The organism is Sedimentimonas flavescens, assembly GCF_025154035.1.
GTDB lineage: Bacteria > Pseudomonadota > Alphaproteobacteria > Rhodobacterales > Rhodobacteraceae > Rhodobacter > Rhodobacter flavescens.
In genome coordinates, this window is sequence record NZ_JAOALJ010000002.1 from 101,936 (window position 1) to 128,860 (window position 26,925).

Genomic DNA, 26,925 nt, shown 5'->3' on the forward strand with positions numbered 1-26,925 from the left:
CGCCTGCCCGGTTCCCGCCATGTTTGAAAGCTGCGCTGATCCATCTCAACTCGAGGGACTGAACTGGTTCCTGTGCTACCTGACCTCGGGCAAGCACATGCTGTTCTATACCTCGTTCCTTGTCGTCATGGCCCTGATGGTCATCACGGCTCCGATCGCGCTCATGTTCGGATTTGGCGGGGCGCTGGCTGCGCGCAGCCACGTGGCGCCGCTGCGCTGGCTCGGCAAGGGCTATACCGCCATGGTGCGCGGCGTGCCCGATATCATCTTCTTCCTCTTCGTGCCGGTTGCGATGGACCAGGGGCTCGAATACCTGCGCAACCTGTACAAATGCCCGCCCACGGACGCACCGATCTGGGCCAATAACGAATTCAACGTCTGCGCCGCGGCCAAGCTGCCGCTTTCGACCAGCCCGCAGTTCTGGCACGAGGCCTATGGCTTCGCCCTTGCGGTCATCGCCTTCTCGATCGTGTTCGGCGCCTTTGCCGCCAACGTGCTGTACGGCGCAATGAACGCCGTGCCCCGCGCGCAGCTGGAAACCGCCGAGGCCTATGGCATGTCGCCCAAGCAGGTGCGCCGGCGCATCCTGATCCCGCAGATGTGGACCTATGCGCTGCCCGGCCTGTCGAACCTGTGGTTGATCCTGATCAAGGCCACGCCATTGCTGTTCCTGCTGGGCGTGGAGGACATCGTCTATTGGGCGCGGGAACTGGGCTCGACCAAATCCGCGATCTACGACTATCCGCACCCGGACTGGCGCGTGTGGTATTTCCTCGTGCTGCTGTTCTACTACCTCGGCATGACCCGGATTTCCGAGATCTACCTCGGACGTCTGTCGGCGCGGCTGTCGCGCGGGCAGGCCACGATGGCCGGTGAAGCGATGCGAAAGGCGGGCGCATGAGCTGCGTTGACATCATCGCCGACTACGGCCTGCGCTCGCTCGGGATCGGGGAACGCCTTCTGCCGCGCTCGGATTTCACGCTGTGCCACCAGTTCACGCTGATCGGTTCGGGGTTGATCTGGAACCTCTATTTCGGCGTTCTCGCGCTTGCCTTCGGCTTCTTCATGGCCACCGGCCTCGCACTGGCCAAGGCGGCCGAGAACCCGCTGCTGCGCAAACCGGCCGAGTGGTTCATCTTCGTCTTCCGCGGCTCGCCGCTCTTCATCCAGTTCTTCCTGGCTTATGAGGCGCTGGTGCTGCTGCCGAAGGCCGGGATCGATGTTTTCGGCATCACCATCCACACCGCCTGGACCACCAAGGCCTGGGCGGGCGCGCTGTTCGTGCTGTTCCTCAACACCTCCGCCTATGCCGCAGAGATCTTCTACGGTGCGTTGCGCTCGGTCCCGAAGGGCGACCTTGAGGCCGCCGACGCCTATGGCTTCACCGGCTGGAAAAAGTTCCGCAAGGTTGTCTGGCCAACCATGCTGCGGCTCGCCTGGCCGGCCTATACAAACGAGGCGATCTTCCTCTTCCATGCCACGACGCTGGTCTATTTCTCGGGCTTCCCGGCGTTCCAGCAGCGCGGCGATGCGCTTTATTACGCGAAGTTCTTCGCGGACAAGACCTTCAACCCATTCATCCCCTACCCGATCGCGGCCTTCTATTTCGTCTGTCTGACGCTGGCCCTGATCGCGGTATTCGGGGTGATCAACCGCCGCCTGAACCGGCATCTTCCGGGTGCGAGCCGCCCCAAACTGAAGGTCAGGCCGCAAATCATCAGGTGAGGAAATGGACTGGCTGAGAGAGCACCCCGAGGTTCGCACCATTCGCGTGGCTGCGGCTGATCTCAACGGGGTCGCGCGGGGTAAGCGCATACCCGCTCGTTTTGCAGACAAGGTGTTCACCGAGGGCACACGCTTTCCCTTTTCGGTGATGAACCTCGACATTTGGGGCGAGGACATCGAGGAAAGCCCGCTGGTTTTCGAGACCGGCGACTGCGACGGCCTTCTGATGCCCACCGAGCGTGGCTTCATGCCGATGCCCTGGCTTGAGGCGCCGACCGCGCTCTTGCCGATCTGGATGTTCCACATGGATGGCCGCCCCTATGACGGCGACCCTCGGCAGGTCCTGGCGCGCGTGATGGATCGCTACAAGGCACTTGGCCTGACCCCGGTTGTGGCAACCGAACTGGAGTTCTTCCTGATCGACGACTCGGGCAAGACGCTGCGCGTGCCACCCTCGCCCCGCTCGGGCAAGCGCCGCACCGGCGGCGAGATCCTGAGCCTGCGGGCGCTCGACGCCTTCGACAACTACTTCACCGCGCTTTACGACGCCTGCGAGGCGATGGACATCCCGGCTGACACAGCGATATCCGAGGCCGGGCCGGGCCAGTTCGAGATCAACATGATGCATTCGAACGACGCGCTGAAGGCAGCCGACGATGCGTGGCTGTTCAAGATGCTGGTCAAGGGGCTGGCGCGCAGCCACGGCTTTGCCGCCTCGTTCATGGCCAAGCCCTATGACCTGTGGTCGGGTAACGGAATGCACATGCATTTCTCGATCCTCGACAAGGCGGGCAAGAACATCTTCAACGACGGCTCCGACAAGGGCTCGGACGCGCTGCGCCACGCGGTGGCGGGTTGCCTGGCCGCCCTGCCCGGCTCGACCCTGATCTTCGCGCCGCATGAAAACAGCTATGACCGGCTGGTGCCCAATGCCCATGCGCCCACCGGCATCGGTTGGGCCTATGAAAACCGCACCGCGGCGGTGCGTATCCCCGCCTCGGGGCCCGCCGCGCGGCGGATCGAGCACCGCGTGGCCGGGGGCGACGTGAACCCTTACCTGATGATCGCTGCCGTCCTGGGCGCCGCGCTGATCGGGATCGAGGACAAGATGACCCCGAGTGATCCGATTGCGGGCAACGCCTATGAGCAGGATCTGCCGCAACTGCCCGCGACCTGGAACCTCGCCATCGAGACCTTCGCGAACTGCGACTACATCAAGCGCATCTTCCCGCAGGAACTGGTCGCGAACTTCCTGATGACCAAGCGGCAGGAGGTCCACTACATGGCCGAACTGTCGGACGAAGAGCAGACCGAGCTCTACCTCGATACGGTCTGACGAACGATCCTCCGGGCCGCCAGTGTCGGGCGGCCCGCTTACTCGACCGTATGCGGCACCACGACCAGACAGGCATCGCGGTCGCGCAACAACTCGGGCGTCACGCACCAATGCGTTGCGACGCGCTCGGGCGTCAGCGCACCCTCGGGCGTGTCGTGGCAGATCAACCGCCCCTCGCCCAGCACCATGACCCGGTCGCAAAACCGCGCAGCCAGCGTCAGGTCGTGCAGCGCCGCGATCACAGCAGTGCCGCTTTGCCGCGCATGGGTGCGCAACGCGGCCAGCGCGCTAAGCTGGTGATGCAGGTCCAGCGCCGAGGTGGGCTCATCAAGCGCCAGAAGCTGCGGATTGCGAAACAGCCGCTGCACCAGAAGAACACGCTGCTGCTGCCCGCCGGAAAGCGTGTTCATCCCGCGCGCGGCCAGTTCGGCCAGCCCGAAACGCCCAAGGATATCGCGTGCCTGCGCGATCATCGCGGGCGGGACGCTCCAACCCAACCCTTCGCGCCGCCCCAGCAAGACGCAATCGAGCACCGACAGATTGGCCCGCACCGTGAAGCTTTGCGGCAAAAAGCCCACTGCGGCGCGATCGAGCACACGGCCCGCGCGACGCAGGATCGCACGCTCGGGCGATAGCCCGGCGATGGCGCGCAGCAGCGTCGATTTACCCGCGCCATTCGGCCCGACGATGCCGGTCAGAGATCCGGCAGGCAGGCGCAATTCCATCGGTTGCAGAACCAGGCTACGGCCACGCCGCAGCGCCGGAAGGGTGATTTCGAACATCAGTTCCCCCTATGGGTCAGGATGACGGCGGCCAGCATCGGAATGCCCGCCACGGCAGTCACGATCCCGACCGGTATCGCCGCGCCCGAGGACAAGAGCTTGGACACCACAGAGGCCGAGACCAGGATCAGCGCCCCGGTCAGCGCCGCGAAGGGCAGCGCGAAGCGGTGATCCTCGCCCACCATCGCGCGGGCCACATGCGGCGCGATCAGCCCGACAAAACCGATCGTGCCGGTGAATGACACCGCCGCTGCCGTCAGCGCCGCGGTGATCAGGAAGACCCGGCGGCGCAGCGCGTCGGTATCGAGCCCGAGGCTTTCGGCATTTGCCTCGCCCATGCGCAGGGTCGTCAGCGCCCAGGTCTCGCGCGCGATCAGCGGCAGGCAGAGGGCAACGATCACCCCCGCCGTCTTGACCGCCGTCCAGTTCGCTTTGAGCAACGAGCCGAACAGCCAGAAGACGATCTGCTGCAAGACCTCGGGCGAGGCCATGAACTGCACCAGAGATTGTAGCGACTGGAAGAAGAACAGAACCGCGATGCCCGCCAGCACCAGAACCTCGGGCTGGCTGCCTTTGAGACGCGCCACCAGCCACACAAGCGCGGTCGCGCTGAGGGTCGCGACGAAGGCGCAGAGGGGTGTCAGTAGCCAAGTCGGCACCGGCACGATCAGCGCCGAGCCGAACATGATCGCAAGCGCCGCGCCAAAGCCCGCCGCCGCCGAGAACCCCAGAGTGAAGGGCGAGGCCAGCGGGTTGGCGAGGATCGTCTGCATCATCAGCCCCGCCAGCCCAAGAGCACCGCCCACGATCAGTGCCATCACCGTCTGCGGCAGACGGATCTGAAACAGGATCGCCGCAGCCGCCCGGTCGGCGCCCTGCGGTCCGGCCAGAAAGGTCTGCCACAGCGCCCCCGGCGACATCGCCGAGGGGCCGGTCATCAGATCAGCCAGCACCAACCCGACCAGCAGAAGCAGGGCGGCGCCTACCGCCGCCCCACGCCGCGCAGACCGCGCCCGCCACGCCCGAACCGAAGTGTCGAGCCGGTCCTGCACGCTCATTTCAGCTGCGTCACGAACAGCCCGTCCGCCATGACGGGCATCCACTTGGCATAGTAGTCGCTCAGCTCAGCCGCCGGATCGACATCGGCGAAGGCCTCGGGATAAAGCGCCTTGGCGATCGCGCGGGCATAGACGAAATCCGACAGCGTGCGGTTGCCGCCATGGTAGATGCCATAGACCTGCTTGCTACGCACCGCGGGCAGATCGGCCCAACCCGCGCGCGCGGCATAGGCGGCCATCTTCGGCTGCGCGGCCTCATCCGTAGCGCCGAAGCCCAAGAGCACCGCTTCGGGCTTGTTGAGCCATTCCGACCCCGCGAGCAGGATCACATCGGGCTGCTCGGCAATGACATATTCGGGCGAAAGCGGCCCCCAGTTCTCGATCTGGCCCTTGGCAATATTGGCGCCGCCGACAAGGTCGATCACACCGGCCCACATCCCCTTGCCGTAGCTGTTGCCCACCTCGCCAGGGCCCTTCTGCGCCAGTTCGACATAGATCTTCTTGTTCGACGGCCCCGCCTTGGCGATGCGCGCGGCGGTGTCCTCGGTCTTGGCCTGATACATCTGCGCCAATTCCTCGGCGCGCTCGGGTTGGCCCATCACAGCGCCCAGAACCCGCGTGGACATCAGGTGCCGCTCCAGCGTCTGAGCGTTGTAATCGAGCGCGATCACCTTGATACCCGCATCCTCGATCTGCTTCACGCCCGGCTCGCCCAGAGACGCCGTCTGCCAGCTTGCCAGAAGCGCCACATCGGGCTTCGAGGCAATCAGCGCCTCGGCCGAGAAGCTGTTGTCATCGGTGCTGCCGAAATCGGGCAGGGTTTCAAGCGCTGGAAAGGCTGCGGTGTAGCGTTGCCACTGGCCGGGGCGCCAATCGGCCCAGGGCGCGCGCGAGAACGAAACGATCTTGGCGGCGCCCTCGGCACCGGTCACGGCCAGGTAATCCTCGTAGTAGAAGCCAAGCGCCACGCGCTCGGGGACACGTTCAAGGATGACAGTACGTCCGTCCAGATCGGTCACGGTGATTTCAGCCATGGCGGGGGCCGTGGACATGAGCAGCGCCGACAGCGCCGCGAGTTTAGCGAGTTTCATTTTGATATCCTTGGGTTGATCGCGGCACCGCAGGCATGGCGGCACCGATATGCGCAATGAGCGAGCCGCAAGACGGCGCTCACGAGAACACGCCCGGCCATAGCGGCGGTTCAGCGGATCAAGCCAGAGGGGGGGCGCGGGGCTGCGCGGGGCGCCATTCGGCCACGACGATAGGCCGGGACACCGCCAGATCAGGAACGAAGGGCGCGAAACTCGCAGGGCTATGCGCCGCAAGCGCGGCATCCTGCACGGCCGCCAGCGCGAGCGTCACCGCAAGGCATTTCGATACTTCGTGGTTCTCGTCGGGAAGCGGCGCCTGATCGCTGACAGAACCGTCGGCGCGCATCCAGATGTCGCGCGGCCCTTCGGGCGTACACAGCACCAGCCGGGTCGAGTCGGCATCGGCCACCCGCATCATCCCCTGCGGGACGATCCCCGAAAGGAACAGCGACAGCAGCAGGACCATCGGCACCAGCCGCGCAAACAGCGCGCGCACCGCAAACCCGCGCAGCTTGCGGGAGGCGGTGGGCCGAGGGTGATGCGCCTGTGCCAATGCCATGTGACCTTCCTGCCGCATAGGGTTACGCAGGAAGGCCCCGCGCCTCAAGCCTCTTGGACCGCCCTGCGGCGCTCCGACGCGGCCCGCCCGGTCAGCATCTCTTCGCTCAGATGAAAATATTTGATCAAATTATTCAGCAAGCCCCCTTGCCGCATGGGATCGGCCCCGCTAGGCTTTGCCCATCCAAGCAATGAGACGACAATGCTGATCGGCATCCTGCAAACCGGCCAATCCCCCGATGTTCTTCGGGACGCGTCGGGCGACTACCCCGACATGTTCGCGCGCCTTCTGGCGGATCGCGGCCTGACCTTCCGCACCTATCACGTCGAGAACATGGAGTTCCCGGCCGATATCCACGAATGCGAGGGCTGGCTGATTACCGGCTCGCGCCACGGTGCCTATGAAGATCATCCCTTCATCGCGCCGCTTGAAAACTTCATCCGCAAGCTCGTCGCAGCCAAGGTGCCGCTGGTAGGCATCTGCTTTGGCCATCAGATCATCGCGCAGGCGATGGGTGGCAAGGTTGAGCGGTTCGAGGGCGGTTGGGCCGTGGGCCCGCAGGATTACGACTTCGGCGGCGAGAAGATCACGCTGAACGCCTGGCACCGCGACCAAGTAACCGAGCGCCCCGAGGGGGCCGAGGTCGCCGGCTGCAACGAGTTTTGCGAGAACGCCGCGCTGGTCTATGGCGATACCGCCTTTACCGTGCAGGCCCACCCGGAGTTTCCCGACAGCTTCGTCGATGGCCTGATGCATGCGCGCGGCAAGGGCCTCGTGCCCGATCCGCTGATGGAAGCTGCGCGCGCGCGTCTCAACCAGCCCAATCAATCCGCAACCATTGCTGACCGGATCGCGGATTTCTTCCACAAGCCGCGGGGCTGATCATGTATCGCCTGCCCGCCTTCGCCGAGACCGACCCCGAGCAGCTGAGCGCGCTGATCGCGCAGGCGCCGCTGGGGCTGCTGATCTCCTCGGGTCCGGCGGGCGTGATGGCGAACCCGATCCCCTTCCTGATCGAAGAACGCGCGGGCGGCCACGTCCTGCGCGCCCATCTGGCGCGGGCCAATCCGCAACTGGCGGAACTGGCTGCGGCCCCTCAGGTTCTGGTCGTGTTCCAGGCGGGCAACAGCTATGTCACGCCCTCGTGGTATCCCTCCAAGGCCGAGGCCGGAAAGGTCGTGCCGACCTGGAACTACGCCATGGTGCAGGTGCGCGGACAGGCGCGGCTCGATACCAGTACCGAATTCCTGCGCAACCAACTGGACGCCCTGACCGACCAGCAGGAAGGCGTGCGCGCGGACCCTTGGGCGGTTTCTGATGCGCCCGAGAGTTTCGTCGCCGCGCAGATGCGCGGGATTGTCGGGCTCGAGATCCTCGTCGAAACGATGGAAGGCAAGCTCAAGCTGTCGCAAAACCGGCCCGCCCAGGACCGCGTCGGCGTCCGCGCGGGCATGATGGCCGAGGGCGACCCGCTCGCCCGCCTGATGCCAGACCCTGGTGCGTGAAGCTCACCCTTCACGCAAACCATTGGAAAGTTATGAAAATGTCTTCGAACACCGACAACTGGCTCGATCAAATTCCGCAAGCTGCCCGTGACTATGTCGCCGGGCGCCGCCTCGATGAGGTTGAATGCATCGTCGCCGACGTCGCGGGCGTTGCCCGTGGCAAGGCCATGCCCGCCTCGAAATTCCAGTTTCAGGATCGCTTCTTCCTGCCGAACTCGATCTTCCTACAGACCATCACCGGCGAATGGGCCGAGAACCCGATCGGCGCCTTCACCGAGCCGGACATGATCCTGACCCCGGATTATTCGACCGCGACAGCCGCCCCCTGGACCGCCGACGTCACGCTTCAGGTGATCCATGACGTGAACGACCAGCAGGGCAACCCGGTTCCGATCGCGCCGCGCAACGTGCTCAAGCATATCGTCAGCCTCTACGAGGCCGAGGGCTGGAAGCCGATCGTCGCGCCCGAGATGGAGTTCTTCCTTGTTGCGCGCAACCTCGACCCGAACCAGCCGATTATTCCGCCGATGGGTCGCTCGGGGCGGCGCGCGGCTGGCAAGCAGGCCTATTCGATGTCGGCTGTGGACGAATACGGCAAGGTGATCGACGACATCTACGACTTCGCCGAGATGCAGGGCTTCGAGATCGACGGCATCTTGCAGGAAGGCGGCGCGGGCCAGATCGAAATCAACCTCGCCCATGGCGACCCGGTCGCGCTGGCCGACCAGATCTTTTTCTTCAAGCGTCTGATCCGCGAGGCCGCGCTGCGCCACGATTGCTTCGCCACCTTCATGGCCAAGCCGATCGAGGGCGAGCCCGGCTCGGCCATGCATATCCACCAGTCGATCATCAGCACCAAGACCGGCGAGAATATCTTCTCGGAAGCCGATGGCGGCGAGAGCGAAGAGTTCCTCTATGCCATCGCGGGGCTGCAAAACCACCTGCCGGCGGTGATCGCGCTGCTGGCGCCCTATGTGAACAGCTACCGCCGATACGTCCCTGATTTCGCTGCGCCGATCAATCTCGAATGGGGCCGCGACAACCGCACGACGGGCCTGCGGGTGCCGATCTCGGGGCCGGCCGCGCGGCGGGTCGAGAACCGTCTGGCGGGGATGGATTGCAACCCCTATCTCGGCCTGGCGGCGACGCTGGCCTGTGTCTATCTGGGCCTCAAGGAGCGCAAGATGCCGCGCCCCGAATGCCTGGGCGATGCCTATATGGGCGACACCGACCTGCCCTACAATCTGGGCGACGCGCTGGACATCCTGGCCGATTCCGCGCCGGTGCGCGAGGTGCTGGGGATCGAGTTCTGCACCGTCTACGAGGCGGTGAAGCGCAACGAATACAAGGAGTTCCTGCAAGTGATCTCGCCCTGGGAGCGTGAGCACCTGCTGCTGAACGTGTGATGCCATGAACCTGCTTTTCGCGAATGACAAACCGGGCCACTACCCGGCGAGCTTCTATGCCGATACGCGGGATGCCGCGCCCGAACGGGCGGCGTTGCAAGGGGCGGTGCAGGCCGATGTCTGCATCGTCGGCGCGGGCTACACGGGGCTGGCGGCTGCGCTGCATCTGGCCGAGGCCGGGCGCCGCGTGATCCTGCTAGAGGCGCACCGGGTGGGCTTTGGCGCCTCGGGGCGCAACGGCGGGCAGATCGGCTCGGGCCAACGGCTCGAGGTGACCGAGCTTGAAAAGATGATGGGCAAGCCCGCCGCGCGGCGGCTGTGGGATCTGGCTGAAGAGGCCAAGGCGCTGACCTACGATCTGGCCGCGCGCGCAGGCGTGCCGACATATCGCGGCATCGCCCATGCCGCGCTGAAGCCCTCCGAGGTCACCCATGCCCATGAGATGGCCGAGCATCTGGCGACGCATTACGGATATGATCAAATCACGCCGCTCGACCGTGACGGGCTGCGCGCGCTGATCCCGTCCGAGCGTTATATCGGTGGCGACGTCGACCGTGGCGCGGGCCATGTACATCCGCTGAACCTGACGCTTGGCATGGCGCGCCTGGCCGAGGCGGCGGGCGCGGTGATCCATGAAACCTCGGTCGTGACCGGGATCGAACATGGCACCGGCACACAGAAAAGCCGCGTTCGAACCGCGCAAGGCCATGTCGAGGCCGAGCATGTGATTCTGGCCGCGAACGGGTATCTCGACCGGCTGGAACCCAAGGTGACCGCGCGGGTCATGCCACTCAACAACTATATCGTTGCGACCGAGCCCTTGGGGGAGCGCGCGCGCGAGTTGCTGACGGAGAACATCGCCGCGCATGACACCAAGTTCGTGGTGAACTACTGGCGCCTGCACGAAGACCGGCTGATCTTCGGCGGCGGTGAGTCGGTGACCTATCGCTTTCCGCGCGACATTGCCGCCAAGGCGCGGGTGCCGATGCTGCAGGTCTATCCGCAACTGCGCGACGTCAAGATCACCCATGCCTGGGGCGGAACGCTGGCGATCACGCTCAACCGGATGCCCTATTTCGGGCGGCCTTCGCCGAACTGCCTCTCGGCCTCGGGGTTCTCGGGGCATGGGGTGGCGCTGGCGACGCTGGCGGGCAAGCTGATGGCGCAGGCGGTGACCGCGACGGGCGACGGGTTCGACATGATGGCCTCGGTGCCGACATACCCTTTCCCCGGCGGCGGCTATCTGCGTTGGCCGATCCTTGTGGCGGGGATGACCTTCTACGGGTTGCGCGACAAGCTGGGGATCTGAGAAGGGGGGCTATGCGCCCCCCTCTGCTCCTGCGGAGCATTCACCCCTGCAAGGTATTTTGTCCAAGAAGAAAGGGATCACGCCATCAGGCGGCGGTATTCGATCTTGGGGCAACGGTTCATGATCACGGATTTGCCCGCGGCGACTGCGGTTTCGGCCGCAGCGTCGTGCTGGACGCCGATTTGCATCCAGATCGTGCGCAGCGCGGGAAGGTTCGCCAGCGCGGCCTCGACAATGGCGGGCACGGCGCTTGACTGGCGGAAGATGTCAACCATATCGACGGCGATCTCTTTGGGGATCGCGGCGAGGTCCGCATAGACGGTTTCGCCCAGAATCACCTGCCCCGCGAGGCCGGGGTTGACCGGAATGATGCGATAGCCAACCGCCTGAAGGAACTCGGCCACGTAATGCGAGGGGCGACCGGGATCGGCGGAAAAACCCACCACGGCGATGGTCCGGGTCTCGGTCAGTATGTTTCGAATTTCAGGATCTTGCATGGCGCGCTCCGTTTTAGTGCGACACTAAAGAAAAAGGCGCCCAAGCCAAGGGCTGGGCGCCAAGTGGCGGAACGAGGGACAGTGAACCGAAGCGCGGAGGTTCCGCAACCGCGCTTCCACAATCATGAGATAGGTATGTAAAATCCCGATTAAAGGGCCTCACGGCGATCTCGCGTCCTTGTGAACTCAGCGGTTCACTGCGGCATAGAGTGAAATCGCCGCCGCGTTCGAGACGTTGAGCGAACCGAACTCCCCCGCGAAGGGAATCTTGACGAGCTTGTCGCAGGTCTCGCGCGTCTTTTCGCGCAGGCCCGGCCCCTCGGCACCCAGCACTAGCGCAACGGGGCGGGTGCCCACTTCGGCAAGGCCCTCGGCAAGGGTCATCTCGGCCTCGCCCGCAAGGCCGAGCAGCACGAATCCCATGGCGCGCAGTTCCTCCATCGCATCGGCGAGATTGGTGACGCGCAGATAGGGCTGGCGTTCCAGCGCCCCCGAGGCAGTTTTCGCCAGCGCCCCGGTTTCGGGGGCCGAATGACGTGCGGGCGCCACGACCGCGCGGGCGCCGAAGACCTCGGACGAGCGCAGGATCGCGCCGACGTTATGCGGGTCTGTCACGCGATCCAGCATCACCACCAGCGGCGCGCCGCGGCCGGTCAGGCAGACCTCTTCGAGCGAACCCCAGTTGAGCGGTTTGACCTCAAGCGCCGCGCCCTGGTGGACGGAATCGGGGGCCAGAGTGACGTGATTGTCAAACTTGCGCGGATCGACGATCTCGGGCTCGACCCCGCTTGCCGCGATCGCCTCGAGCAGCTTGTCCGAGGCGTTCTTGGTCAGCACGAGGCGCAGCTTTTGCCGCGCGGGATTCATCAGCGCATCGCGCACGGCGTGCAGGCCGAAAAGCCAGACCGTCTCGGCGGCGGCGGCGCGTTTGGCGCGTTCCTTGTCGATTACCCAGCTCGGCTTTTTCATGTCTTACTCCTGCATTGCCGCCGTTGATGCGCGCAAATGCACAAAATCGCAAGCCTGCCGCCGATGCAGGCGGCGTTATGCAGGGGGTCCAAGGGGCAAATTTCGGCCCCTGGGCGGCGTGTGCGATTTTCTTCACGCACCGCGTTCTGCCCCCCTTGACGCCCCCCGCCCCCTTCGGTATTCCCCGCCCCACGTCGGGTGACGAGCTGCAAGGTGCGGCAGCGGACTGTAACTCCGCCGGGGAGACCCATGCCTGGTTCGATTCCAGGGTCACCCACCATCCCCCTCTCAGGAATGGTGATTACACGGGGCCTGCGCCCCGCCGTTCGCGGCGGGTGAGTGCCTTCCCCCCCTGCCGAATTCCGCTATAGTGCCGAAGCATTCAGGACTGCGGACCCATGGGCACTTCGGCTGACAACCCTCTCGATTACAACGTTTTCTGCGTCGTTCAGGCGGGGCGGCTGGAGTATGAGGCGATCATCTTCGCGCGTTCGTTCCGCGCGGCGAACCCGGGCTTTCGGGGCCGGCTGTTGATGGCCGAGCCCTCGGGGGTGCGCTGGTCGCAGCCCACACAGATATCGGAGCCGGTGCGCGAATTGTTGCTGGCAGAAGGCGTCGAATTCATTCCCTTCGAGAACCGGCACTTTGGCGAGTCCTACCCGCAGGGCAACAAGATCGAGGCGATGGCCGCCCTTCCCGCGGCCCCCTTCGTCTTTTTCGACACGGATACGGTGTTCACCGGCCCGCTTGCGTCGGTGGCGTTCGATTTCCACCGTCCCTCAGCCTCGATGCGGCGCGAGGGGACCTGGCCCGCACCGCCGCTTTACGGCCCCGGTTACACGGGTATCTGGAAGGCGCTTTACGACCGCTTCGGGTTGGATTTCGAAAGTTCGCTCGATCTGAGCCAGTTCGACGAACACTGGGAGCGGTATCTCTACTTCAACGCGGGTTGGTTCTTTGGCGCCGATGCGCAGGCCTTTGGCGAGCGTTTCCTGCATTACGCCCATGCGATCCGTTGGGATACGCCCGATGAGCTGGCCTGTCAGTCGCTCGATCCGTGGCTCGATCAGATCGCCCTGCCGCTGGTGATCCACTCGTTTGGCGGGGGGCGTCCGGGGCCGGAGCTGGCGGGGCTGGATGGCGATGTCAGCTGCCATTACCGCGCTCTGCCCTTACTTTATGCGCGCGAAGGCGATGCCGCGGTCGAGATGGTCGAACAGGTCTGCGCGCCCAATCCAGTGAAGAAGATCCTCAAGGCCTATGAGCCCCCCAAGAAACTGATCTATCAGGGAAAAGGTCGCGCGTTGCGGGCCCTGTTCGACCGCAGCGCCCTGCCCCGGCGCGAACAGGCGTTGCGCAACGCGATCCGCCGCGAGGGGCTCTGGCTGCGCTGAAACATGCGTGCAATCGAATGTGATTGAAGCCCATCGGGGCCACGGCTAGGCTCCCCCCGATTTCGTTTAGGGAGGGGCCCATGACCGACTATTCCTTCGACACCCTGCAAGTGCATGCGGGGGCCGAGCCCGATCCGGCCACCGGCGCGCGCCAGGTGCCGATCTACCAGACCACCGCCTATGTCTTCAAAGACGCAGAGCACGCCGCGCGCCTCTTCAACCTGCAAGAGGTGGGCTACATCTACTCGCGCCTGACCAACCCGACCGTTTCGGCGCTGGCCAATCGCGTGGCCGCGCTTGAGGGCGGTGTCGGTGCGGTCTGCTGCTCGTCGGGGCACGCGGCGCAGATCATGGCGCTCTTCCCGCTGATGATGCCGGGCTGCAATATCATCGCCTCAACCCGTCTTTACGGCGGCACGATCACCCAGTTCAGCCAGACCATCAAACGCTTCGGCTGGTCGGCGAAATTCGTCGATTTCGACGATCTGGAGGCGCTTGAGGCCGCGGTGGACGACAACACGCGCGCGATCTTCTGCGAGTCGGTCTCGAACCCCGGCGGCTATGTCACCGACCTGCCCGCCGTTTCGGCCGTCGCCGACAAGGTGGGCCTGCCGCTGATCGTCGACAACACGCTGGCCTCGCCCTACCTGTGCCGCCCGATCGAGCATGGCGCGACCCTCGTCGTGCATTCGGCGACCAAGTACCTGACCGGCAACGGCACCGTCACCGGCGGCGTCATCGTCGACTCGGGCAAGTTCGACTGGTCGGCCTCGGGCAAGTTCCCCTCGCTGTCGGAACCCGAGCCTGCCTATCACGGGCTGAAATTCCACGAGGCACTCGGCCCGATGGCCTATACCTTCCACTCGATCGCCATCGGCCTGCGGGATCTGGGCATGACGATGAACCCGCAGGGCGCGCATTACACGCTCATGGGGATCGAGACGCTGAGCCTGCGCATGGACAAGCATGTCGCCAACGCCAAGACCGTCGCCGCCTGGCTCGAAGCCGATCCGCGCATCGACTACGTGACCTATGCGGGCCTCGAAAGCTCGCCCTGGCATGAGCGCGCGAACCGCGTCTGCCCGAAGGGGGCCGGGGCGCTGTTCACCGTGGCGGTCAAGGGCGGCTACGATGCCTGCGTGAAACTGGTGAACAATCTCAAGCTGTTCAGCCATGTGGCGAACCTTGGCGATGCGCGCTCGCTGATCATCCACTCGGCCTCGACCACGCACCGCCAGTTGACCGAGGCGCAGCAGGTTGCCGCAGGCGCCGCGCCGAACGTGGTGCGCCTGTCGATCGGCATCGAGAATGCCGCCGACCTGATCGCCGATCTCGATCAGGCGCTGGCCGTCGCCACGGCGTGATGCCTTCGCGGGCAATTCGCGCCCGCGACCGGCAAAAACCCGACCATCGCCCCGCCCCTTTCGGGCGGGGCGCTTTTCACAGGCGGCAAACTGCTTTACGAAGGGTCGCGACGGGTGAATCCGCGCCCCTTTCGATCAGCCAGAGCCACCGGAATGAAACCCAGCTTCGCGCTCAATCTCTCGCTTGACGGCATTGGCCTTCTGCATCGCCGGGCCGATGGCTGGGCGAGGCTGGGCGAGGTCTCGCTTGAGGTCGATGACCTGCAAGGCGCGCTGACCGGCCTGCGCCGCGCAGCCCTTTCGGCCGAACCGCGTGGTCTGACCTCGAAACTGATCATCCCCGCCTCGCAGATCCTCTATACCGAGGTTCGCGCCCCCGGACCGCGCACCGCGCAGCGCCGCAGCCAGATCGCCGCCGCGCTGGAGGGGATGACGCCCTACCCCGTCGAGGATCTCATTTTCGACTGGTCCGGCAATGGCGAAACCGTGCAGGTCGCCATCGTCGCGCGCGAAACCCTGGCCGAGGCCGAGGCCTTCGCCGAGTCGCACGGCTTTTGCCCGATCTCCTTCGTCGCCCTGCCCGAGCCGGGGCAGTTCGGTGGCGAGCCGTGGTTTGGCCTCACCGCCAATGCCGCCCAGCACCTTCCCGAAGGCGCGCGCGTTGACCGCGATCAGGACCCGGTGCGCGTTGTCGAGCAGGTCAGCCTGGAAGAGTTCTTGGCCGCGACCGAAGAGCCGGATGTCGAACCTGCGCCCGAGCCTATTGCTGAAGAAGCCTTGCCGGAGGTTTCGGTCGCCCTTCCTTCCGAGCCGGAAGCCCCCGCCGAGCCCCCGGTGCCTGAGCAGGAGGATGCCGACGATGAAGAGGCTCTTACCGATCTGGAACTGGCGCTGAACGCGCCCTTCGTGCCCGACCTGCCCCCGGCAGAGGAGGCGCCGCCGCAAGAGCTGTCGCTGGCCGAAGAACCGCTCGAACCCGCTGTGCCGGATACGCCGCAGGCGGAGCTCGAGCCGCAAGAAAGCCCCGAGCAGCCGCAAGAACCCGAGGCCCCCGTTCCCGCCTTCAGTTCGCGTCGCACGCCGGAACTTGCCGCGCGCGCCGACGATGCTGGTGTCACGCCCCGTCTGGGCGGTGCGGCGCGGCTGCACCCGATGCCTCCGCGCACCATGCCGCCCGAGCAGAAGGCCAAGCTGATGCAAAGCGGCTCGGCCGGGGTCACGGCGCCGGGCCTGGCGCTGCCCGAAACGGATCTGCGCAGCGCCGCCGAAACGCTGAAACGCGCCGCGAAAGCCGGGCTGGACAAGGCCGCGCGCGGCACGGTGAAACTGGGCGACAGCGCGGGCAAGGCGCTGGTGAAAAGCCTCAAACCCAAACTGGATGACGAACCTGCCACCGCTCCGGAGGAGGCCGAACCCGCTGCCAGCCCGTTTGGCAGCTTCCAGCCCGCCCTCACAGGCGGAAAGCCCAGGCATTTTGGGCTGAAGCTTACGGCAGGGCTGGTGCTGTTCCTTGGTATCGTCGCGCTTTGGTCAAGCTTCCTTGGCGACGACACCCCGCCTGCCGAGGTCGCAAGTCTGGAAACGCAGGCACCAGCGCCCGCACCCGAAATCACGGCGCCTGCGGCAAAGCCCGCACCCGAACCGGCCGCGACCGAAACCGCCGCGCCGCCCCCCGCTACGGAACAAGCCGCGGCGGAACCGGCCCCGGCGGTGCCCCAACCTGCCGAGCCAACCCGGTCGAGCCCCGAGATCGTTCCGGCGCCGAACCTGTCGCTCTCGTCGATCTCGACGGCCGATCCGGCTCTGCGCGACACGACCGCCACGGCGACGCTGCCCCCGGCTGAAAGCCTCACCGACAGCCAACCGGTCATGCCGCCGCCGCCGCCGCCCTTCGAGCAGCTTGCGCGGCTGACACCCGAGGGCGACATTCAACCCACACCGCAAGGCGTGGTCATGCCGGGCGACTTCACGCTTTACGCGGGCAAGCCCCCGCGCCTGCCCGGGCCGCGCCCCGAAGCGATCGCCGCCGCCGCGCTGGTGGCCGCAGCGGCGCCCGCCGCCGCCCCGACCGTGGCCGAGGAACCCGCCCCCTACGCCGATCCGGCGCTGGCAGGTCTGCGTCCCAAGCCCCGCCCCGCCGCCATTGAAGCCGCCGCGCAAGCGGCAGCACAGGCTGCCACGCCAGAACCCGCCCCCGAGGCCAGCGCACCCGAGACCGACGACGGTGCCGCGCTGACGCCCGAGCAAAGCACTCGTCTGGCGCTTTTGGCCAACGCGAAACCGAAGGCGCGCCCGGCCTCGATCGCGAGTGCCTTCGCGACCGCAAGCGCCGCCGACGAGGCCGCCGCAGCCGAGGCCGCCCGCGCCGCCGAAGCGCAAACCGCCGCCCTTGCCAGCGCCACGGCGCGCGCGGTTTCCGTCTCGCGCCGCCCACCTGCGAAACCGCGCAACTTCACTACCTCGGTCGAGAACGCATTGGCCGCCGCGATTGCCGCCGAACCCGCCCCGGCAGCAACCCAGGTCGCCGCAGCCCCCGCTCGCCAGACCGCGATCGAGCCGCCTCCCGAGGAACTGGACGAACCCGAGCCCGTCTCGGTCGCCCCCAAGCTGCCCACCTCTGCCTCGGTGGCCAAGCAGGCAACGCTGAAAAACGCCATAGACCTCAAGGAAATCAATCTGATCGGGGTCTATGGCTCGTCTTCGAACCGCCGCGCGCTGGTGCGCCTGTCGAGTGGCAAGTACGTCAAGGTCTCGGTCGGCGATCGATTGGATGGTGGCAAGGTGACCGCCATCGGAGCCGGACAACTGACCTATAAGAAAGGCTCTCGCAACTATACGCTGACGCTTCTGAAAGGGAGCTAAGGCGCGATCCGATCAACTCGGGTAACAGCCGCGAAACATCGCCCGTTTCGCCTTGCGCCCAGTCCAACATTCTCTAGGCTTAGAGCCGGTCCACCATTTTTTCCTCCCCCATTCGCGCCGCGCCCCGCGTAGCCCAACCAGATAGTGCACCCGATGGAAGGCTTCCTCCTTCAAGCCACACTTTACCTTTTTGCGATGGTCATCGCTGTGCCGCTCGCCTCGCGGGCGGGGCTCGGCTCGGTTCTAGGCTATCTGATGGCGGGCATCCTGATCGGCCCGGTGCTGGGGCTTTCCGGCTCGGAAATGACCGATCTTCAGCATTTCGCCGAATTCGGCGTGGTGATGATGCTGTTTCTGATCGGATTGGAGCTGGAGCCCCGCGCGCTTTGGGCGATGCGCGACAAGCTGCTCGGGCTAGGCGGGCTTCAGGTGCTGGTGACAGTCGCGGCGGTCACGACGCTGGCGCTGCTGCTGGGGCAGCCGCTGCGCATCGCGCTCGCGCTTGGGATGATCTTCGCGCTCTCCTCGACCGCTATCGTGCTGCAAACGCTGAACGAAAAGCGCCTGATGCAGACCGCAGGCGGGCGTTCGGCCTTCGCGGTGCTACTGACGCAGGATATCGCGGTCATCCCGATGCTGGCGCTGATGCCGCTCTTGGCGCTGCCCGGTGCGCGGGCACTGTCGAAGGCCGAAGCCTCCGACAACGCTGTTGCCCATTTCATCGACAGCCTGCCGGGCTGGGGGGTAACGCTGATCACGCTGGCCGCGGTGGCGTTTGTCATCCTTGCCGGTCACCTGCTGGTGCGTCCTCTCTTCCGCTTCGTCCACGCCGCCAAGCTGCGCGAGATCAACACCGCGATGGCGCTGATGATCGTGGTCGGCATCGCCTCGCTGATGAACCTCGTGGGGCTTTCGCCCGCGCTTGGCACCTTCCTCGCGGGCGTCGTTCTGGCCGACAGCGAGTTCAAGCACGAGCTGGAAAGCGATATCGAGCCCTTCAAGGGCCTGCTGATGGGGCTGTTCTTCATCACCGTAGGCGCGGGGATCAACTTCACCGTCTTCACGGCAGCACCGGTCACGACCGTGCTTCTGGTTTTCGCTCTGGTGGGCCTCAAGGCAGCGATCCTTTACGTCCTTGCGCGGGCCTTCCGGCTGAAAGGCGGGGACAAGACGCTGTTCACGCTCGGGCTGGCGCAGGCCGGTGAATTTGGCTTCGTGCTGGTGTCCTTCGCGGTCGGACAACGCATCCTGCCGGCCGCTATCGCGGAAAAGACCCTGCTGATCATTGCGCTCTCAATGCTGATCACGCCGCTTCTGTTCATCGCGCACGAGCAACTCGCCCGGTTCCGGCGCGACGAAGATGGCCCCTCGGCCGATGAGATCGACGAGCAGCAACCTATCATCATCGCCGGGGTTGGCCGCTTCGGCCAGGTGGTCAACCGCATGATCACCATGTCGGGCTTTCAGACGACCGTTCTGGATGCCGATCTCAAGACCGTGCAGCTGATGCGGACCTTCGGCTTCAAGAGCTATTTCGGCGACCCGACGCGGCCCGATCTGCTGGCCGCCGCCGGGCTGGCCAAGGCGCGCGTGCTGGTCGTATGCCTCGACGACAAGGCCTCGACCACGCGGCTTGTGGCCTATGCGCGGCGTCTGCGGCCGGACCTGCACATCATCGCCCGCGCGCGTGATCGTATTCACGTGTTCGAGCTTTACCGGGCCGGTGCCGACGACATCGTGCGCGAGATGTTCGACTCTTCGCTGCGTTGCGCGCGCTACGTGCTTGAGAATGTCGGGCTGAGCGAATTCGAAGCCGCCGAGCTTGAAAAGACCTTCTTCAAGCTCGACCGCGCCGCAGTGCGCGATCTGGCACAGGTCTGGAAGCCCGGCGTTCCGGTCGAACAGAACCCCGAATACATCAAGCGCACGCGCGAGCTGAACGCAGAACTTGAAGCCGAAATGATGGAGCGGTTCTCGCGCCGGACCAGCAAGATCGATGCCGATGACCGGCCAGCCGACGCGGGCGTCACGAAAGAGGGCTGAAACGAAAACGGGCCCCGAAGGGCCCGTCTTGCGTAAATCTACCTGCGATCAGGCGGCGCGACCAACCAGAACGTCATCGACTTTCTTTGCGGCGCCAGCCTCGTCGGTGCCCGACACGGCGGCGACTTCGCGGGTCAGACGCTCCAGCGCGGCTTCGTAAAGCTGACGCTCGGAATAGCTCTGCTCGCGCTGATCATCGGCACGGTGCAGATCGCGCACGACCTCGGCGATCGACAGCAGATCGCCCGAGTTGATCTTTTGCTCATACTCCTGCGCGCGGCGCGACCACATCGCCCGCTTGACCTTGGCCTTGCCTTTCAGCGTTTCGAGCGCACGGGTCACCACCTCGGGCGAGCTGAGCCCGCGCATACCGATATCGACGGCCTTGTTGGTGGGAACGCGCAGCGTCATCTTGTCTTTCTCGAACGAGATGACGAAGAGTTCGAGACGGATACCAGCGATCTCCTGCTCTTCGATCGACATGATTTTGCCGACACCATGTGCGGGATAAACAACGAAATCGTCCGGGCGGAATTCGGTTTTCTTGGTCTTGGTCATTCAGTCGCTTCCTTGCAGCCGGGGCGTTCACCCTATCCGACAGCGCACAAGACACCCACGGCGCTTTAAGCTCCGCGATGCCTCTCGCAGTCAAAGATAAACCCCCGGCAGGCGAGCAGGTCTGCGAGGGCGGGATCAAACTCCAATGTCACAATAATGTAGCACAAAATTGGACCGATTCAAAGCGCGGCAAAGCATCACTGTTATGCGAATGCAGAAACTCAAGCCCTTGAAGGGCAACAAGCCTCACGCCTTCCGTTGCGTCATGCGCCGTGAACGACCCGAATCAGGGGCACGCCGGACCGAGATGAGAATCAGTCGCCCTGGCCCGGATTCGGGCTGAAGTACTTATCAAGCTTGCCGGGCTCGCCATCATACTTCTCGTGATCCGGCATCGGGTCTTTCTTCTGCGTGATCACGGGCCAAAGTTCGGCGTATTTGCGGTTGAACTCGACCCAGTCTTCCATTCCCGGCTCGGTATCGGGGCGGATCGCGTCGGCGGGGCACTCGGGCTCGCACACGCCGCAGTCGATGCATTCGTCGGGGTGGATCACCAGCGTATTCTCGCCCTCGTAGAAGCAGTCCACGGGACAGACTTCGACGCAGTCGGTGTATTTGCAGGCGATGCAGTTATCGGTGACGACATAGGTCATGGAGCAACCCCGGATCGTTTAGGTTCTGGCGATACCTAGCGGGGCGTTGCGGATCAATCAAGGGAGAGTGTCACAGAAAAGCCGGGCTGCGGCGATCTGGCCCCGCACTCAGAACGGGCGTTCGGCTTCGGGCGCCGCGTGCGGAACGTTGGGCTCGTCAAGCGCGGTATAGAGGGTCGCGGCCTCACTCGCCGGGCCGCGACGCTCACCGCAGCCCTCGATCCGGATGACGCGCACGGCCCCTGCAACGCTGACCGTCAGGACATCTCCGGGGCCAACCGCCCGCCCCGGCTTGTCGATGCGCTGGCCGTTCACGCGCACGCGCCCGGCCTGCACCAGATCGGCAGCCAGCCCGCGCGTCTTGACGACCCGCGCGTGCCAGAGCCACTTGTCGATACGGATCCGGTCAGATCCGTGCGCCATCGCTTACTTCTTGTCCTTCAGAGCCGCGAGGATCGCGAAGGGGCTATCGGGGTCGATCGGCTTTTCCTTCTTGGGCGGGCGAGCCTCGAAGTGGCGCGCGCCCTTGCCCTCATGCGGTTTGCCCTTGCCTTTGGGCTTACCACCGCCTTTGCGCTCGCCACGGAATTCGGGCTTGCCGCCCTCGCGGCGCTTGCCCTCGCCACCGTCGCGGCGCGGCGCGCGCTCGGGGCGCGGGTTGTGGCGCGGACGCGGGGCCCAGGTGAAGGTGAAGAACACTTCCATCTCGGGCGCGGCAGAGGCCGCCTCGGCCTCAGCCTCGGCGATCGGCGAGGCATCCTCGGGGATCGGGTTCTCAGCCCCAGCCTCGGGGGCCTTCGGCTCCGCCACCGGACGGGTCTTTTCGCGCTCGCCCTTCTCGGCCTTGTAGCCAAGGCCCTCCATCAGGTCGGCGAACTGGTCCAGCGTCATACCGGTGATCGAGAGCATATCGGGATTGGCCTCGAAGCCACCCCGGCTGTCCTGACCGCGCAGCAGGTCGGCCAGACGCTCGAGCATGTCGATGCGGATCGCGCGCGACCCTGCCGGGCGATAGCCCGAGAGCGTATAGGCCTGCATACCCACTTCGGGGATATGCGGGATGGTCACCAGACCCGGAGGCGGGCTTTCGGGAAATTCCGACAGGCCTTCCCAGAGCGCCGAAAGCACCAGGCGCAGACGGGTCGGCGCGGGCTTGAGCAGCGCCTGCATGAAGATCGTGTACTGGCCAAAGCGCACGCCGTGCTTGCGCAGCGCGCCGCGAGCGTCCTGATCAAGCTCCTTGACCTCTGCGGCCACGCCTTCGCGCGGCAGGATGCCCATGCCCTCGACGAGGCGGAAGGCAAAGCCACGCGCAAGTCCGGTCAGGGCCTCGTCACGGCTGATCGCCAGAAGCGGCTCGAACAGGGTTGCGACCTTGCGGTCGATGAAATGCTGCAGACGGCGCTTGACCTTCTCGGCAACCTCGGGACCGGCCTCTTCATCGACGAAGGCCTCGACCGAGGGTTTCGCCGGCTCAGAGCCCTTCACGAGCTTGCCGACGGCGATCTCGCCCCACATCAGGCCACCCTGCTCGGTGAAGTCCATCTCGGTGTCGGGCGCGTTGTAGAAACGGTCCGCCCGCAGGTTGAACTCGGGACGCAGCGCCTCGTAGGCGGCACGTGCCAGCATCTTCGCCTCATCGGGCGAGGAGGTCGCATCCTGCCGGAACCGGAATCCGTCCAGACGGCCAGCGAATTCGCCTTCGACCATCACTTCACCCTTGTCGTTCACCTCGGCCACGAGGGTCTCCTTCTGCTTGAGCCGGCGCAGCAACACAGCGGTGCGCCGGTCCACAAATCGTTGGGTCAGTGCGCCATGCAGCGCATCCGACAGGCGGTCTTCTACAGCGCGAGTCTCCTCGCGCCAATGGCTTTCGTCATCGACCCAGCCCTTGCGCTGCGCCACGTATGTCCAGGTGCGGATAAACGCGAGCCGTTTCGACAGCGCATCGATGTCCCCCTGCACCCGGTCGATCCGCTCGATCTGGCCACGCAGCCAGTCCGAAGGGATCCCTTTGCCGCCCTGCAGGAAGCCGAAGATACGCGCCAGCAAAGTCGCATGTTCCGTCTGCGAGATCGAGCGGAAATCGGGTATTCGGCACACATCCCAGAGCAGACGCACATCATTTGGGTGCCGCACCCGGTCGATGACTTCCGGATACTCGCTGAGTGCCTTGAGAGCACGCAGATCGTCCGCCTCGCGCCCGCGCGTCAGCCATTCGTCGCCGGGGCTTTCCTCAAGCGACTGGATCAGCCGGGGCAGCGTTCCGAACTCAAGCCGCGGGTTGCGCCATTGCAAACGCTGGATCGGGGCAAAGCGGTGGTTCTCGACCGCGTCGATCACCTCGGGCGGCAGCGGCGAGGCCTCACCGGTCACACCGAAGGTGCCATCCATCGTGTGCCGCCCTGCCCGTCCGGCGATCTGGCCAAGCTCATGCGGGAAGAGATGCCGCATCCGGCGCCCGTCGAATTTCGCCGTGGCCGAAAAGGCGACATGCTCGATATCTAGGTTCAGGCCCATGCCGATGGCATCTGTGGCAACGAGGTAATCGACATCGCCGTTTTGATACATGGCGACTTGCGCATTGCGCGTGCGCGGGCTGAGCGCCCCCATGACGACCGCCGCGCCACCCTTCTGGCGGCGGATCAGCTCGGCGATGGCATAGACATTTTCAACCGAAAAGCCGACAATGGCGCTGCGTGGCGGCATCCGGCTTATCTTTTTCGAACCTGCCCACTTGAGTTCCGAGAAACGCTCCCGCCGGGTGAACTGTGCCTTGGGCAGCAGCGCCGCGATGGCGCCTTTCATGGTCTCCGAGCCGAGGAACAGCGTCTCGTGCAGGCCGCGCGCGTGCAGCAGGCGGTCGGTGAAGACATGGCCACGCTCGGGGTCGGCGCAAAGCTGGATCTCGTCGAGGGCGACGAAATCGGCACCGACATCGGGCATGGCCTCGGTGGTGCAGACCCAATACTGCGTGCGCTCGGGGACGATGCGCTCCTCACCCGTGACCAGCGCCACGACCGAGGGGCCGCGCGCCTTGACGATCCGGTCATAGACCTCGCGCGCCAAAAGCCGCAGCGGCAGCCCGATGACGCCGGTGCGATGCGCTAGCATGCGTTCAATCGCGTAATGCGTCTTGCCGGTGTTGGTCGGCCCCAGCACGGCCGTGATACGCGCAGACATTTTTCCCGCCCAGTCTTACAGCGCGACGCCCGCGAGCGCCTTCTCCAGCATGTCGATTGCGTCTTTCACATCCTGCTGGTGCGGGTTCAAGGCGAAAGAGGCGCGATAGGCCGCCAGCGCGCGCTCGGGCTGCTCCATATCGTCGAGAATCATGCCCAGGCCATTCAGCGCCCCCCAATGACGCGGCTCGAGCCGCAGGGTCTGCGCGATATCCGACAGCGCCGGCCCGTAGCGACCTGCGACAAAGAACGCCGTGGCGCGCGCATTCCAACCCTCGGGGAAGTCCGGCGCGTGATCTGTCAGGGCGGTCAGATGCTCGATCGCGGCGTCGAGGTCGCCCGCGTCGAGCGCCTCGGTCCCGCGCTTGAGCAGCAGATCCATCGCCGGAGAGCCCGAACGCGACCAGGCCCGTTCGATATCCGATTGCGCACGCGCCCAGCCGGGATAGTCTGGATCGGCCAGTTCGGCGAAGTATCGCTCCAACCCGGTGGTCTCGGAATGTGCCGTAACGGCGCTGCAAAACAGCGTGAGAAATGCCGCAACGGCATATTTGTTTATGGCTGTTGGCCTGCGCATAACTAAAATGTAACCCAACCGCCGGAGAAAGCGATAGGTCCGGCGTTCACATTTCGGAGGAGTTCATGAGCGAAATCATCGAGAAGGCCGTTGCCGCGCTGCAAGAGAAGATGCCGAACGGTTTTCCCTCGACCGCGAAATTCGTCATCACCGACGAGGGCGCGATCGTGATCGACGCCGACGGGGTGCGTGCGGGCGATGACGAGGCGGACGTGACGCTGACCGCCAATGCCGAAACCTTCAAGGGCATCCTGAGCGGCGACGTCAACCCGACCATGGCTTTCATGACCGGCAAGCTGAAGATCGACGGCTCGATGGGCCTGGCGATGCAGCTTGGCTCGGCGCTGAGCTGATGGAAGAGGCCCCCTTTCACGCCGCGATTTCCGGCGGTCCTGAAGGGGGGCGCGCCCTCTGGCTGCATACGGCAGACGAGCGGCGTATCCGCCTTGGGCTCTGGCCTGCGGCGGGAGAGGCGCGCGGGACGGTGTTCATCTTTCCCGGTCGCACGGAATATATCGAGAAATACGGCCTTGCGGCGGCCGAGTTCACCGCGCGGGGCTACGATGTGCTGGCCATTGACTGGCGCGGGCAAGGGCTGGCGGATCGCCCCCTCGCCGACCAGATGATGGGCCATGTCGAGCGTTTCGCCGAGTATCAGATCGACCTCGCCGCCGTGCTTCATGCCGCCGAGGCGCTGAATCTGCCCCGCCCCTGGCTCGCGCTTGGGCATTCCATGGGCGGCACGATCGCGCTGCGCGCCCTCAGCCGTCCGCATCCCTTTGCCGCGGTCACCCTGTCGGCGCCGATGCTGGGGATCGCGCTGAACGCGCCGATGCGCCAGATCGCCCTGCCGCTGGCGCGGGTGCTGCTCGACAACCCGCGCGCGCGGCGCTACGCACCCGAAACCAGCGAAGTCACCTATGTGCTGACCGACGGGTTCCAGAATAACTTCCTGACGACAGACGCGATGATGTGGGCCAAGCTGATCGAGCAGGTGGCCGAGGTGCCCGCGCTTGCACTTGGCGGCCCCTCGCTGCACTGGGTCGCCGAGGCGTTGCTGGAGTGTCAGGCGCTGCTGAAACTGCCCGCGCCCGACCTGCCCTGCTACTGCGCCCTTGGCACGGATGAGCGCGTCGTGGACAGCACGGCGATCCGGCAGCGACTGAAAGACTGGCCCGCCGCGCGGCTTGAGATGTTCCCCGGCGTGCAGCATGAGATCATGATGGATAAGCCCGAAACCGGCGCGCGTTTCTATGCAAGCTGCCTGGCGCTGTTCGACGCGGCCACGGGCGCTGCTTAGAGCTCGATCTGGCTGAAACCTTCGCGCAGCGCGCTGGACCAAGCCTCGGACATACGGGCAAAATCAGGGTCTTTCGCCTCTATCCGACGCCGCGAGGAAACCCGGCAGGCATCGCGCTCGATCACCGCCAGATCCAGCGGCATCCCCACCGACAGGTTCGAGCGCAGCGTCGAATCCATCGACAGCAGCACCGCCTTTTGCGCGTCCTCGATGCTGGTCGAGGGGGTCACCACGCGGTCGAGGATCGGCTTGCCGTATTTATGCTCGCCGATCTGCAGGAAGGGCGTGTCCTCGGTCGCTTCGATGAAATTGCCCTCAGGGTAGACGAGGAACATCCGCATCGCCCCGCCCGCGCGCTGCCCCGCCACGATCATCGAGGCCGAGACGCTGACTTTCGCTGCGTTCATCTTGTGGTCGATATCCTCGCGGACCGAGGCCAGCGTATTGCCGATGATCTCGGCCACTTTCAACATGCTCGGCGCCAGCATGATCGAGGTCTCACCCGTCGCATCGTCATCCTCGATCGCCTCGCGCAGGCGCGCGATGGTGGTCTGGGTGACCGAAAGCGACCCGGCCGTCAGCACGGTGATGACCCGCTCGCCCGGATCCTCGAAGGTGAACATCTTGCGGTAGGTCGCGATATTATCGAGCCCCGCATTCGTGCGGGTATCGCTCAGCAGCACCATGCCCGCATCCAGCAGCAGGCCAACGCAATAGGTCATTCTTTCCCCCGGGGATTCGCGCCGACGGCCGAG

At 65.3% G+C, this 26,925-nt stretch carries 25 protein-coding genes and 1 tRNA gene; 14 read left to right on the forward strand and 12 right to left on the reverse strand.

Going from position 1 to position 26,925, the window contains the following annotated elements; all coding sequences use genetic code 11:
* Nucleotides 1-19 precede the first annotated feature (19 nt).
* Genes N3C64_RS03785 through N3C64_RS03795 form a run of 3 tightly spaced genes read left to right on the forward strand, consistent with a single transcriptional unit; the run spans nt 20 to nt 3,061 of the window.
* On the forward strand, nt 20-901 hold the full coding sequence (locus N3C64_RS03785) for an ABC transporter permease (protein WP_218628466.1): 882 nt from the start codon (nt 20-22) through the stop codon (nt 899-901).
* A complete protein-coding gene (locus N3C64_RS03790; protein WP_218628467.1) occupies nt 898-1,725 on the forward strand; it encodes an ABC transporter permease in 828 nt (275 codons plus the stop codon). The genes N3C64_RS03785 and N3C64_RS03790 overlap by 4 nt, the downstream gene beginning before the upstream one ends.
* A gap of 4 nt (nt 1,726-1,729) precedes the next feature.
* Complete coding sequence (locus N3C64_RS03795) at nt 1,730-3,061, forward strand: glutamine synthetase family protein (RefSeq protein ID WP_260012072.1); 1,332 nt, start codon at nt 1,730-1,732, stop codon at nt 3,059-3,061.
* A 38-nt stretch (nt 3,062-3,099) separates the two neighbouring features.
* Here N3C64_RS03795 and N3C64_RS03800 read toward each other — a convergent pair whose 3' ends face one another.
* The 4 genes from N3C64_RS03800 to N3C64_RS03815 form a co-directional block, all read right to left on the reverse strand.
* Nucleotides 3,100-3,843, reverse strand: a complete 744-nt coding sequence (locus tag N3C64_RS03800; RefSeq protein WP_260012073.1) for an ABC transporter ATP-binding protein — start codon at nt 3,841-3,843, stop codon at nt 3,100-3,102.
* Nucleotides 3,843-4,901, reverse strand: a complete 1,059-nt coding sequence (locus tag N3C64_RS03805) for a FecCD family ABC transporter permease (protein WP_260012076.1) — start codon at nt 4,899-4,901, stop codon at nt 3,843-3,845. The genes N3C64_RS03800 and N3C64_RS03805 overlap by 1 nt, the downstream gene beginning before the upstream one ends.
* Nucleotides 4,898-5,992 (reverse strand): ABC transporter substrate-binding protein, encoded by a 1,095-nt coding sequence (locus N3C64_RS03810; protein ID WP_260012083.1) that lies wholly within the window; start codon nt 5,990-5,992, stop codon nt 4,898-4,900. The genes N3C64_RS03805 and N3C64_RS03810 overlap by 4 nt, the downstream gene beginning before the upstream one ends.
* 118 nt (nt 5,993-6,110) lie before the next feature.
* Nucleotides 6,111-6,551 carry a hypothetical protein gene (locus tag N3C64_RS03815; protein ID WP_260012085.1) on the reverse strand — a complete coding sequence of 147 codons (441 nt, stop codon included), beginning with the start codon at nt 6,549-6,551 and terminating at the stop codon, nt 6,111-6,113.
* Nucleotides 6,552-6,752: 201 nt separating this feature from the next.
* Here N3C64_RS03815 and N3C64_RS03820 point away from each other — a divergent pair, with 201 nt between their 5' ends.
* The 4 genes from N3C64_RS03820 to N3C64_RS03835 are packed head-to-tail and all read left to right on the forward strand — an operon-like array spanning nt 6,753 to nt 10,771.
* Entirely contained in the window at nt 6,753-7,433 is a 681-nt protein-coding gene (locus tag N3C64_RS03820) for a type 1 glutamine amidotransferase (RefSeq protein WP_260013071.1), read from the forward strand.
* A gap of 2 nt (nt 7,434-7,435) precedes the next feature.
* Entirely contained in the window at nt 7,436-8,056 is a 621-nt protein-coding gene (locus tag N3C64_RS03825; protein ID WP_260012086.1) for an FMN-binding negative transcriptional regulator, read from the forward strand.
* A gap of 38 nt (nt 8,057-8,094) precedes the next feature.
* Nucleotides 8,095-9,462 carry a glutamine synthetase family protein gene (locus N3C64_RS03830; protein WP_218628475.1) on the forward strand — a complete coding sequence of 456 codons (1,368 nt, stop codon included), beginning with the start codon at nt 8,095-8,097 and terminating at the stop codon, nt 9,460-9,462.
* Between the two features lie 4 nt (nt 9,463-9,466).
* Complete coding sequence (locus N3C64_RS03835) at nt 9,467-10,771, forward strand: NAD(P)/FAD-dependent oxidoreductase (RefSeq protein WP_260012089.1); 1,305 nt, start codon at nt 9,467-9,469, stop codon at nt 10,769-10,771.
* Between the two features lie 77 nt (nt 10,772-10,848).
* On the opposite strand, the gene N3C64_RS03840 is transcribed toward N3C64_RS03835, so the two are convergent.
* On the reverse strand, nt 10,849-11,268 hold the full coding sequence (locus N3C64_RS03840; protein ID WP_260012091.1) for a CoA-binding protein: 420 nt from the start codon (nt 11,266-11,268) through the stop codon (nt 10,849-10,851).
* A gap of 186 nt (nt 11,269-11,454) precedes the next feature.
* Nucleotides 11,455-12,237 (reverse strand): 23S rRNA (guanosine(2251)-2'-O)-methyltransferase RlmB, encoded by a 783-nt coding sequence (rlmB, locus tag N3C64_RS03845; RefSeq protein WP_260012093.1) that lies wholly within the window; start codon nt 12,235-12,237, stop codon nt 11,455-11,457.
* Nucleotides 12,238-12,433: 196 nt separating this feature from the next.
* Here rlmB and N3C64_RS03850 point away from each other — a divergent pair.
* From N3C64_RS03850 to N3C64_RS03870, 5 genes are all read left to right on the forward strand, one after another.
* Nucleotides 12,434-12,517 (forward strand) — tRNA-Tyr (locus tag N3C64_RS03850).
* 118 nt (nt 12,518-12,635) lie between these two features.
* Complete coding sequence (locus tag N3C64_RS03855; protein WP_260012096.1) at nt 12,636-13,631, forward strand: GT-B fold glycosyltransferase domain-containing protein; 996 nt, start codon at nt 12,636-12,638, stop codon at nt 13,629-13,631.
* 80 nt (nt 13,632-13,711) lie between these two features.
* Nucleotides 13,712-14,995, forward strand: coding sequence for an O-acetylhomoserine aminocarboxypropyltransferase/cysteine synthase family protein (locus tag N3C64_RS03860; protein WP_260012098.1), 1,284 nt, complete (start codon nt 13,712-13,714; stop codon nt 14,993-14,995).
* Between the two features lie 153 nt (nt 14,996-15,148).
* Nucleotides 15,149-17,857, forward strand: a complete 2,709-nt coding sequence (locus N3C64_RS03865; RefSeq protein WP_260012100.1) for a hypothetical protein — start codon at nt 15,149-15,151, stop codon at nt 17,855-17,857.
* 153 nt (nt 17,858-18,010) lie between these two features.
* Nucleotides 18,011-19,900 carry a monovalent cation:proton antiporter-2 (CPA2) family protein gene (locus tag N3C64_RS03870; protein ID WP_260012103.1) on the forward strand — a complete coding sequence of 630 codons (1,890 nt, stop codon included), beginning with the start codon at nt 18,011-18,013 and terminating at the stop codon, nt 19,898-19,900.
* A gap of 48 nt (nt 19,901-19,948) precedes the next feature.
* Here N3C64_RS03870 and N3C64_RS03875 read toward each other — a convergent pair whose 3' ends face one another.
* From N3C64_RS03875 to N3C64_RS03895, 5 genes are all read right to left on the reverse strand, one after another.
* Nucleotides 19,949-20,458: a CarD family transcriptional regulator gene (locus tag N3C64_RS03875; RefSeq protein WP_218628483.1), complete on the reverse strand. Its 510-nt coding sequence runs from the start codon at nt 20,456-20,458 to the stop codon at nt 19,949-19,951.
* Between the two features lie 314 nt (nt 20,459-20,772).
* Nucleotides 20,773-21,111 (reverse strand): ferredoxin FdxA, encoded by a 339-nt coding sequence (gene fdxA, locus N3C64_RS03880; RefSeq protein WP_218628484.1) that lies wholly within the window; start codon nt 21,109-21,111, stop codon nt 20,773-20,775.
* A gap of 108 nt (nt 21,112-21,219) precedes the next feature.
* Nucleotides 21,220-21,534, reverse strand: a complete 315-nt coding sequence (locus tag N3C64_RS03885; RefSeq protein ID WP_260012107.1) for an RNA-binding S4 domain-containing protein — start codon at nt 21,532-21,534, stop codon at nt 21,220-21,222.
* Between the two features lie 3 nt (nt 21,535-21,537).
* Nucleotides 21,538-24,294, reverse strand: coding sequence for a helicase-related protein (locus N3C64_RS03890; protein ID WP_260012110.1), 2,757 nt, complete (start codon nt 24,292-24,294; stop codon nt 21,538-21,540).
* Between the two features lie 15 nt (nt 24,295-24,309).
* Nucleotides 24,310-24,870, reverse strand: coding sequence for a tetratricopeptide repeat protein (locus N3C64_RS03895; RefSeq protein WP_260012111.1), 561 nt, complete (start codon nt 24,868-24,870; stop codon nt 24,310-24,312).
* Nucleotides 24,871-24,935: 65 nt separating this feature from the next.
* On the opposite strand from N3C64_RS03895, the gene N3C64_RS03900 reads away from it, so the two are divergent.
* Nucleotides 24,936-25,223 (forward strand): SCP2 sterol-binding domain-containing protein, encoded by a 288-nt coding sequence (locus N3C64_RS03900; RefSeq protein WP_218628488.1) that lies wholly within the window; start codon nt 24,936-24,938, stop codon nt 25,221-25,223.
* A complete protein-coding gene (locus tag N3C64_RS03905; protein WP_260012113.1) occupies nt 25,223-26,170 on the forward strand; it encodes an alpha/beta fold hydrolase in 948 nt (315 codons plus the stop codon). The genes N3C64_RS03900 and N3C64_RS03905 overlap by 1 nt, the downstream gene beginning before the upstream one ends.
* Here the strand turns inward: N3C64_RS03905 and N3C64_RS03910 are convergent.
* Nucleotides 26,167-26,892 (reverse strand): proteasome-type protease, encoded by a 726-nt coding sequence (locus N3C64_RS03910; RefSeq protein WP_218628490.1) that lies wholly within the window; start codon nt 26,890-26,892, stop codon nt 26,167-26,169. The two genes, N3C64_RS03905 and N3C64_RS03910, sit on opposite strands and share 4 nt — an antisense overlap.
* Nucleotides 26,893-26,925: the final 33 nt, after the last annotated feature.

What these genes read in the sequence shown, in the direction of transcription:
- N3C64_RS03785 (WP_218628466.1), top strand. Translation starts at nt 20, where the DNA reads ATGTTTGAAAGCTGCGCTGATCCATCTCAACTCGAGGGACTGAACTGG.
- N3C64_RS03790 (WP_218628467.1), top strand. Translation starts at nt 898, where the DNA reads ATGAGCTGCGTTGACATCATCGCCGACTACGGCCTGCGCTCGCTCGGG.
- N3C64_RS03795 (WP_260012072.1), top strand. Translation starts at nt 1,730, where the DNA reads ATGGACTGGCTGAGAGAGCACCCCGAGGTTCGCACCATTCGCGTGGCT.
- N3C64_RS03800 (WP_260012073.1), bottom strand. Translation starts at nt 3,843, where the DNA reads ATGTTCGAAATCACCCTTCCGGCGCTGCGGCGTGGCCGTAGCCTGGTT.
- N3C64_RS03805 (WP_260012076.1), bottom strand. Translation starts at nt 4,901, where the DNA reads ATGAGCGTGCAGGACCGGCTCGACACTTCGGTTCGGGCGTGGCGGGCG.
- N3C64_RS03810 (WP_260012083.1), bottom strand. Translation starts at nt 5,992, where the DNA reads ATGAAACTCGCTAAACTCGCGGCGCTGTCGGCGCTGCTCATGTCCACG.
- N3C64_RS03815 (WP_260012085.1), bottom strand. Translation starts at nt 6,551, where the DNA reads ATGGCATTGGCACAGGCGCATCACCCTCGGCCCACCGCCTCCCGCAAG.
- N3C64_RS03820 (WP_260013071.1), top strand. Translation starts at nt 6,753, where the DNA reads ATGCTGATCGGCATCCTGCAAACCGGCCAATCCCCCGATGTTCTTCGG.
- N3C64_RS03825 (WP_260012086.1), top strand. Translation starts at nt 7,436, where the DNA reads ATGTATCGCCTGCCCGCCTTCGCCGAGACCGACCCCGAGCAGCTGAGC.
- N3C64_RS03830 (WP_218628475.1), top strand. Translation starts at nt 8,095, where the DNA reads ATGTCTTCGAACACCGACAACTGGCTCGATCAAATTCCGCAAGCTGCC.
- N3C64_RS03835 (WP_260012089.1), top strand. Translation starts at nt 9,467, where the DNA reads ATGAACCTGCTTTTCGCGAATGACAAACCGGGCCACTACCCGGCGAGC.
- N3C64_RS03840 (WP_260012091.1), bottom strand. Translation starts at nt 11,268, where the DNA reads ATGCAAGATCCTGAAATTCGAAACATACTGACCGAGACCCGGACCATC.
- rlmB (WP_260012093.1), bottom strand. Translation starts at nt 12,237, where the DNA reads ATGAAAAAGCCGAGCTGGGTAATCGACAAGGAACGCGCCAAACGCGCC.
- N3C64_RS03855 (WP_260012096.1), top strand. Translation starts at nt 12,636, where the DNA reads ATGGGCACTTCGGCTGACAACCCTCTCGATTACAACGTTTTCTGCGTC.
- N3C64_RS03860 (WP_260012098.1), top strand. Translation starts at nt 13,712, where the DNA reads ATGACCGACTATTCCTTCGACACCCTGCAAGTGCATGCGGGGGCCGAG.
- N3C64_RS03865 (WP_260012100.1), top strand. Translation starts at nt 15,149, where the DNA reads ATGAAACCCAGCTTCGCGCTCAATCTCTCGCTTGACGGCATTGGCCTT.
- N3C64_RS03870 (WP_260012103.1), top strand. Translation starts at nt 18,011, where the DNA reads ATGGAAGGCTTCCTCCTTCAAGCCACACTTTACCTTTTTGCGATGGTC.
- N3C64_RS03875 (WP_218628483.1), bottom strand. Translation starts at nt 20,458, where the DNA reads ATGACCAAGACCAAGAAAACCGAATTCCGCCCGGACGATTTCGTTGTT.
- fdxA (WP_218628484.1), bottom strand. Translation starts at nt 21,111, where the DNA reads ATGACCTATGTCGTCACCGATAACTGCATCGCCTGCAAATACACCGAC.
- N3C64_RS03885 (WP_260012107.1), bottom strand. Translation starts at nt 21,534, where the DNA reads ATGGCGCACGGATCTGACCGGATCCGTATCGACAAGTGGCTCTGGCAC.
- N3C64_RS03890 (WP_260012110.1), bottom strand. Translation starts at nt 24,294, where the DNA reads ATGTCTGCGCGTATCACGGCCGTGCTGGGGCCGACCAACACCGGCAAG.
- N3C64_RS03895 (WP_260012111.1), bottom strand. Translation starts at nt 24,870, where the DNA reads ATGCGCAGGCCAACAGCCATAAACAAATATGCCGTTGCGGCATTTCTC.
- N3C64_RS03900 (WP_218628488.1), top strand. Translation starts at nt 24,936, where the DNA reads ATGAGCGAAATCATCGAGAAGGCCGTTGCCGCGCTGCAAGAGAAGATG.
- N3C64_RS03905 (WP_260012113.1), top strand. Translation starts at nt 25,223, where the DNA reads ATGGAAGAGGCCCCCTTTCACGCCGCGATTTCCGGCGGTCCTGAAGGG.
- N3C64_RS03910 (WP_218628490.1), bottom strand. Translation starts at nt 26,892, where the DNA reads ATGACCTATTGCGTTGGCCTGCTGCTGGATGCGGGCATGGTGCTGCTG.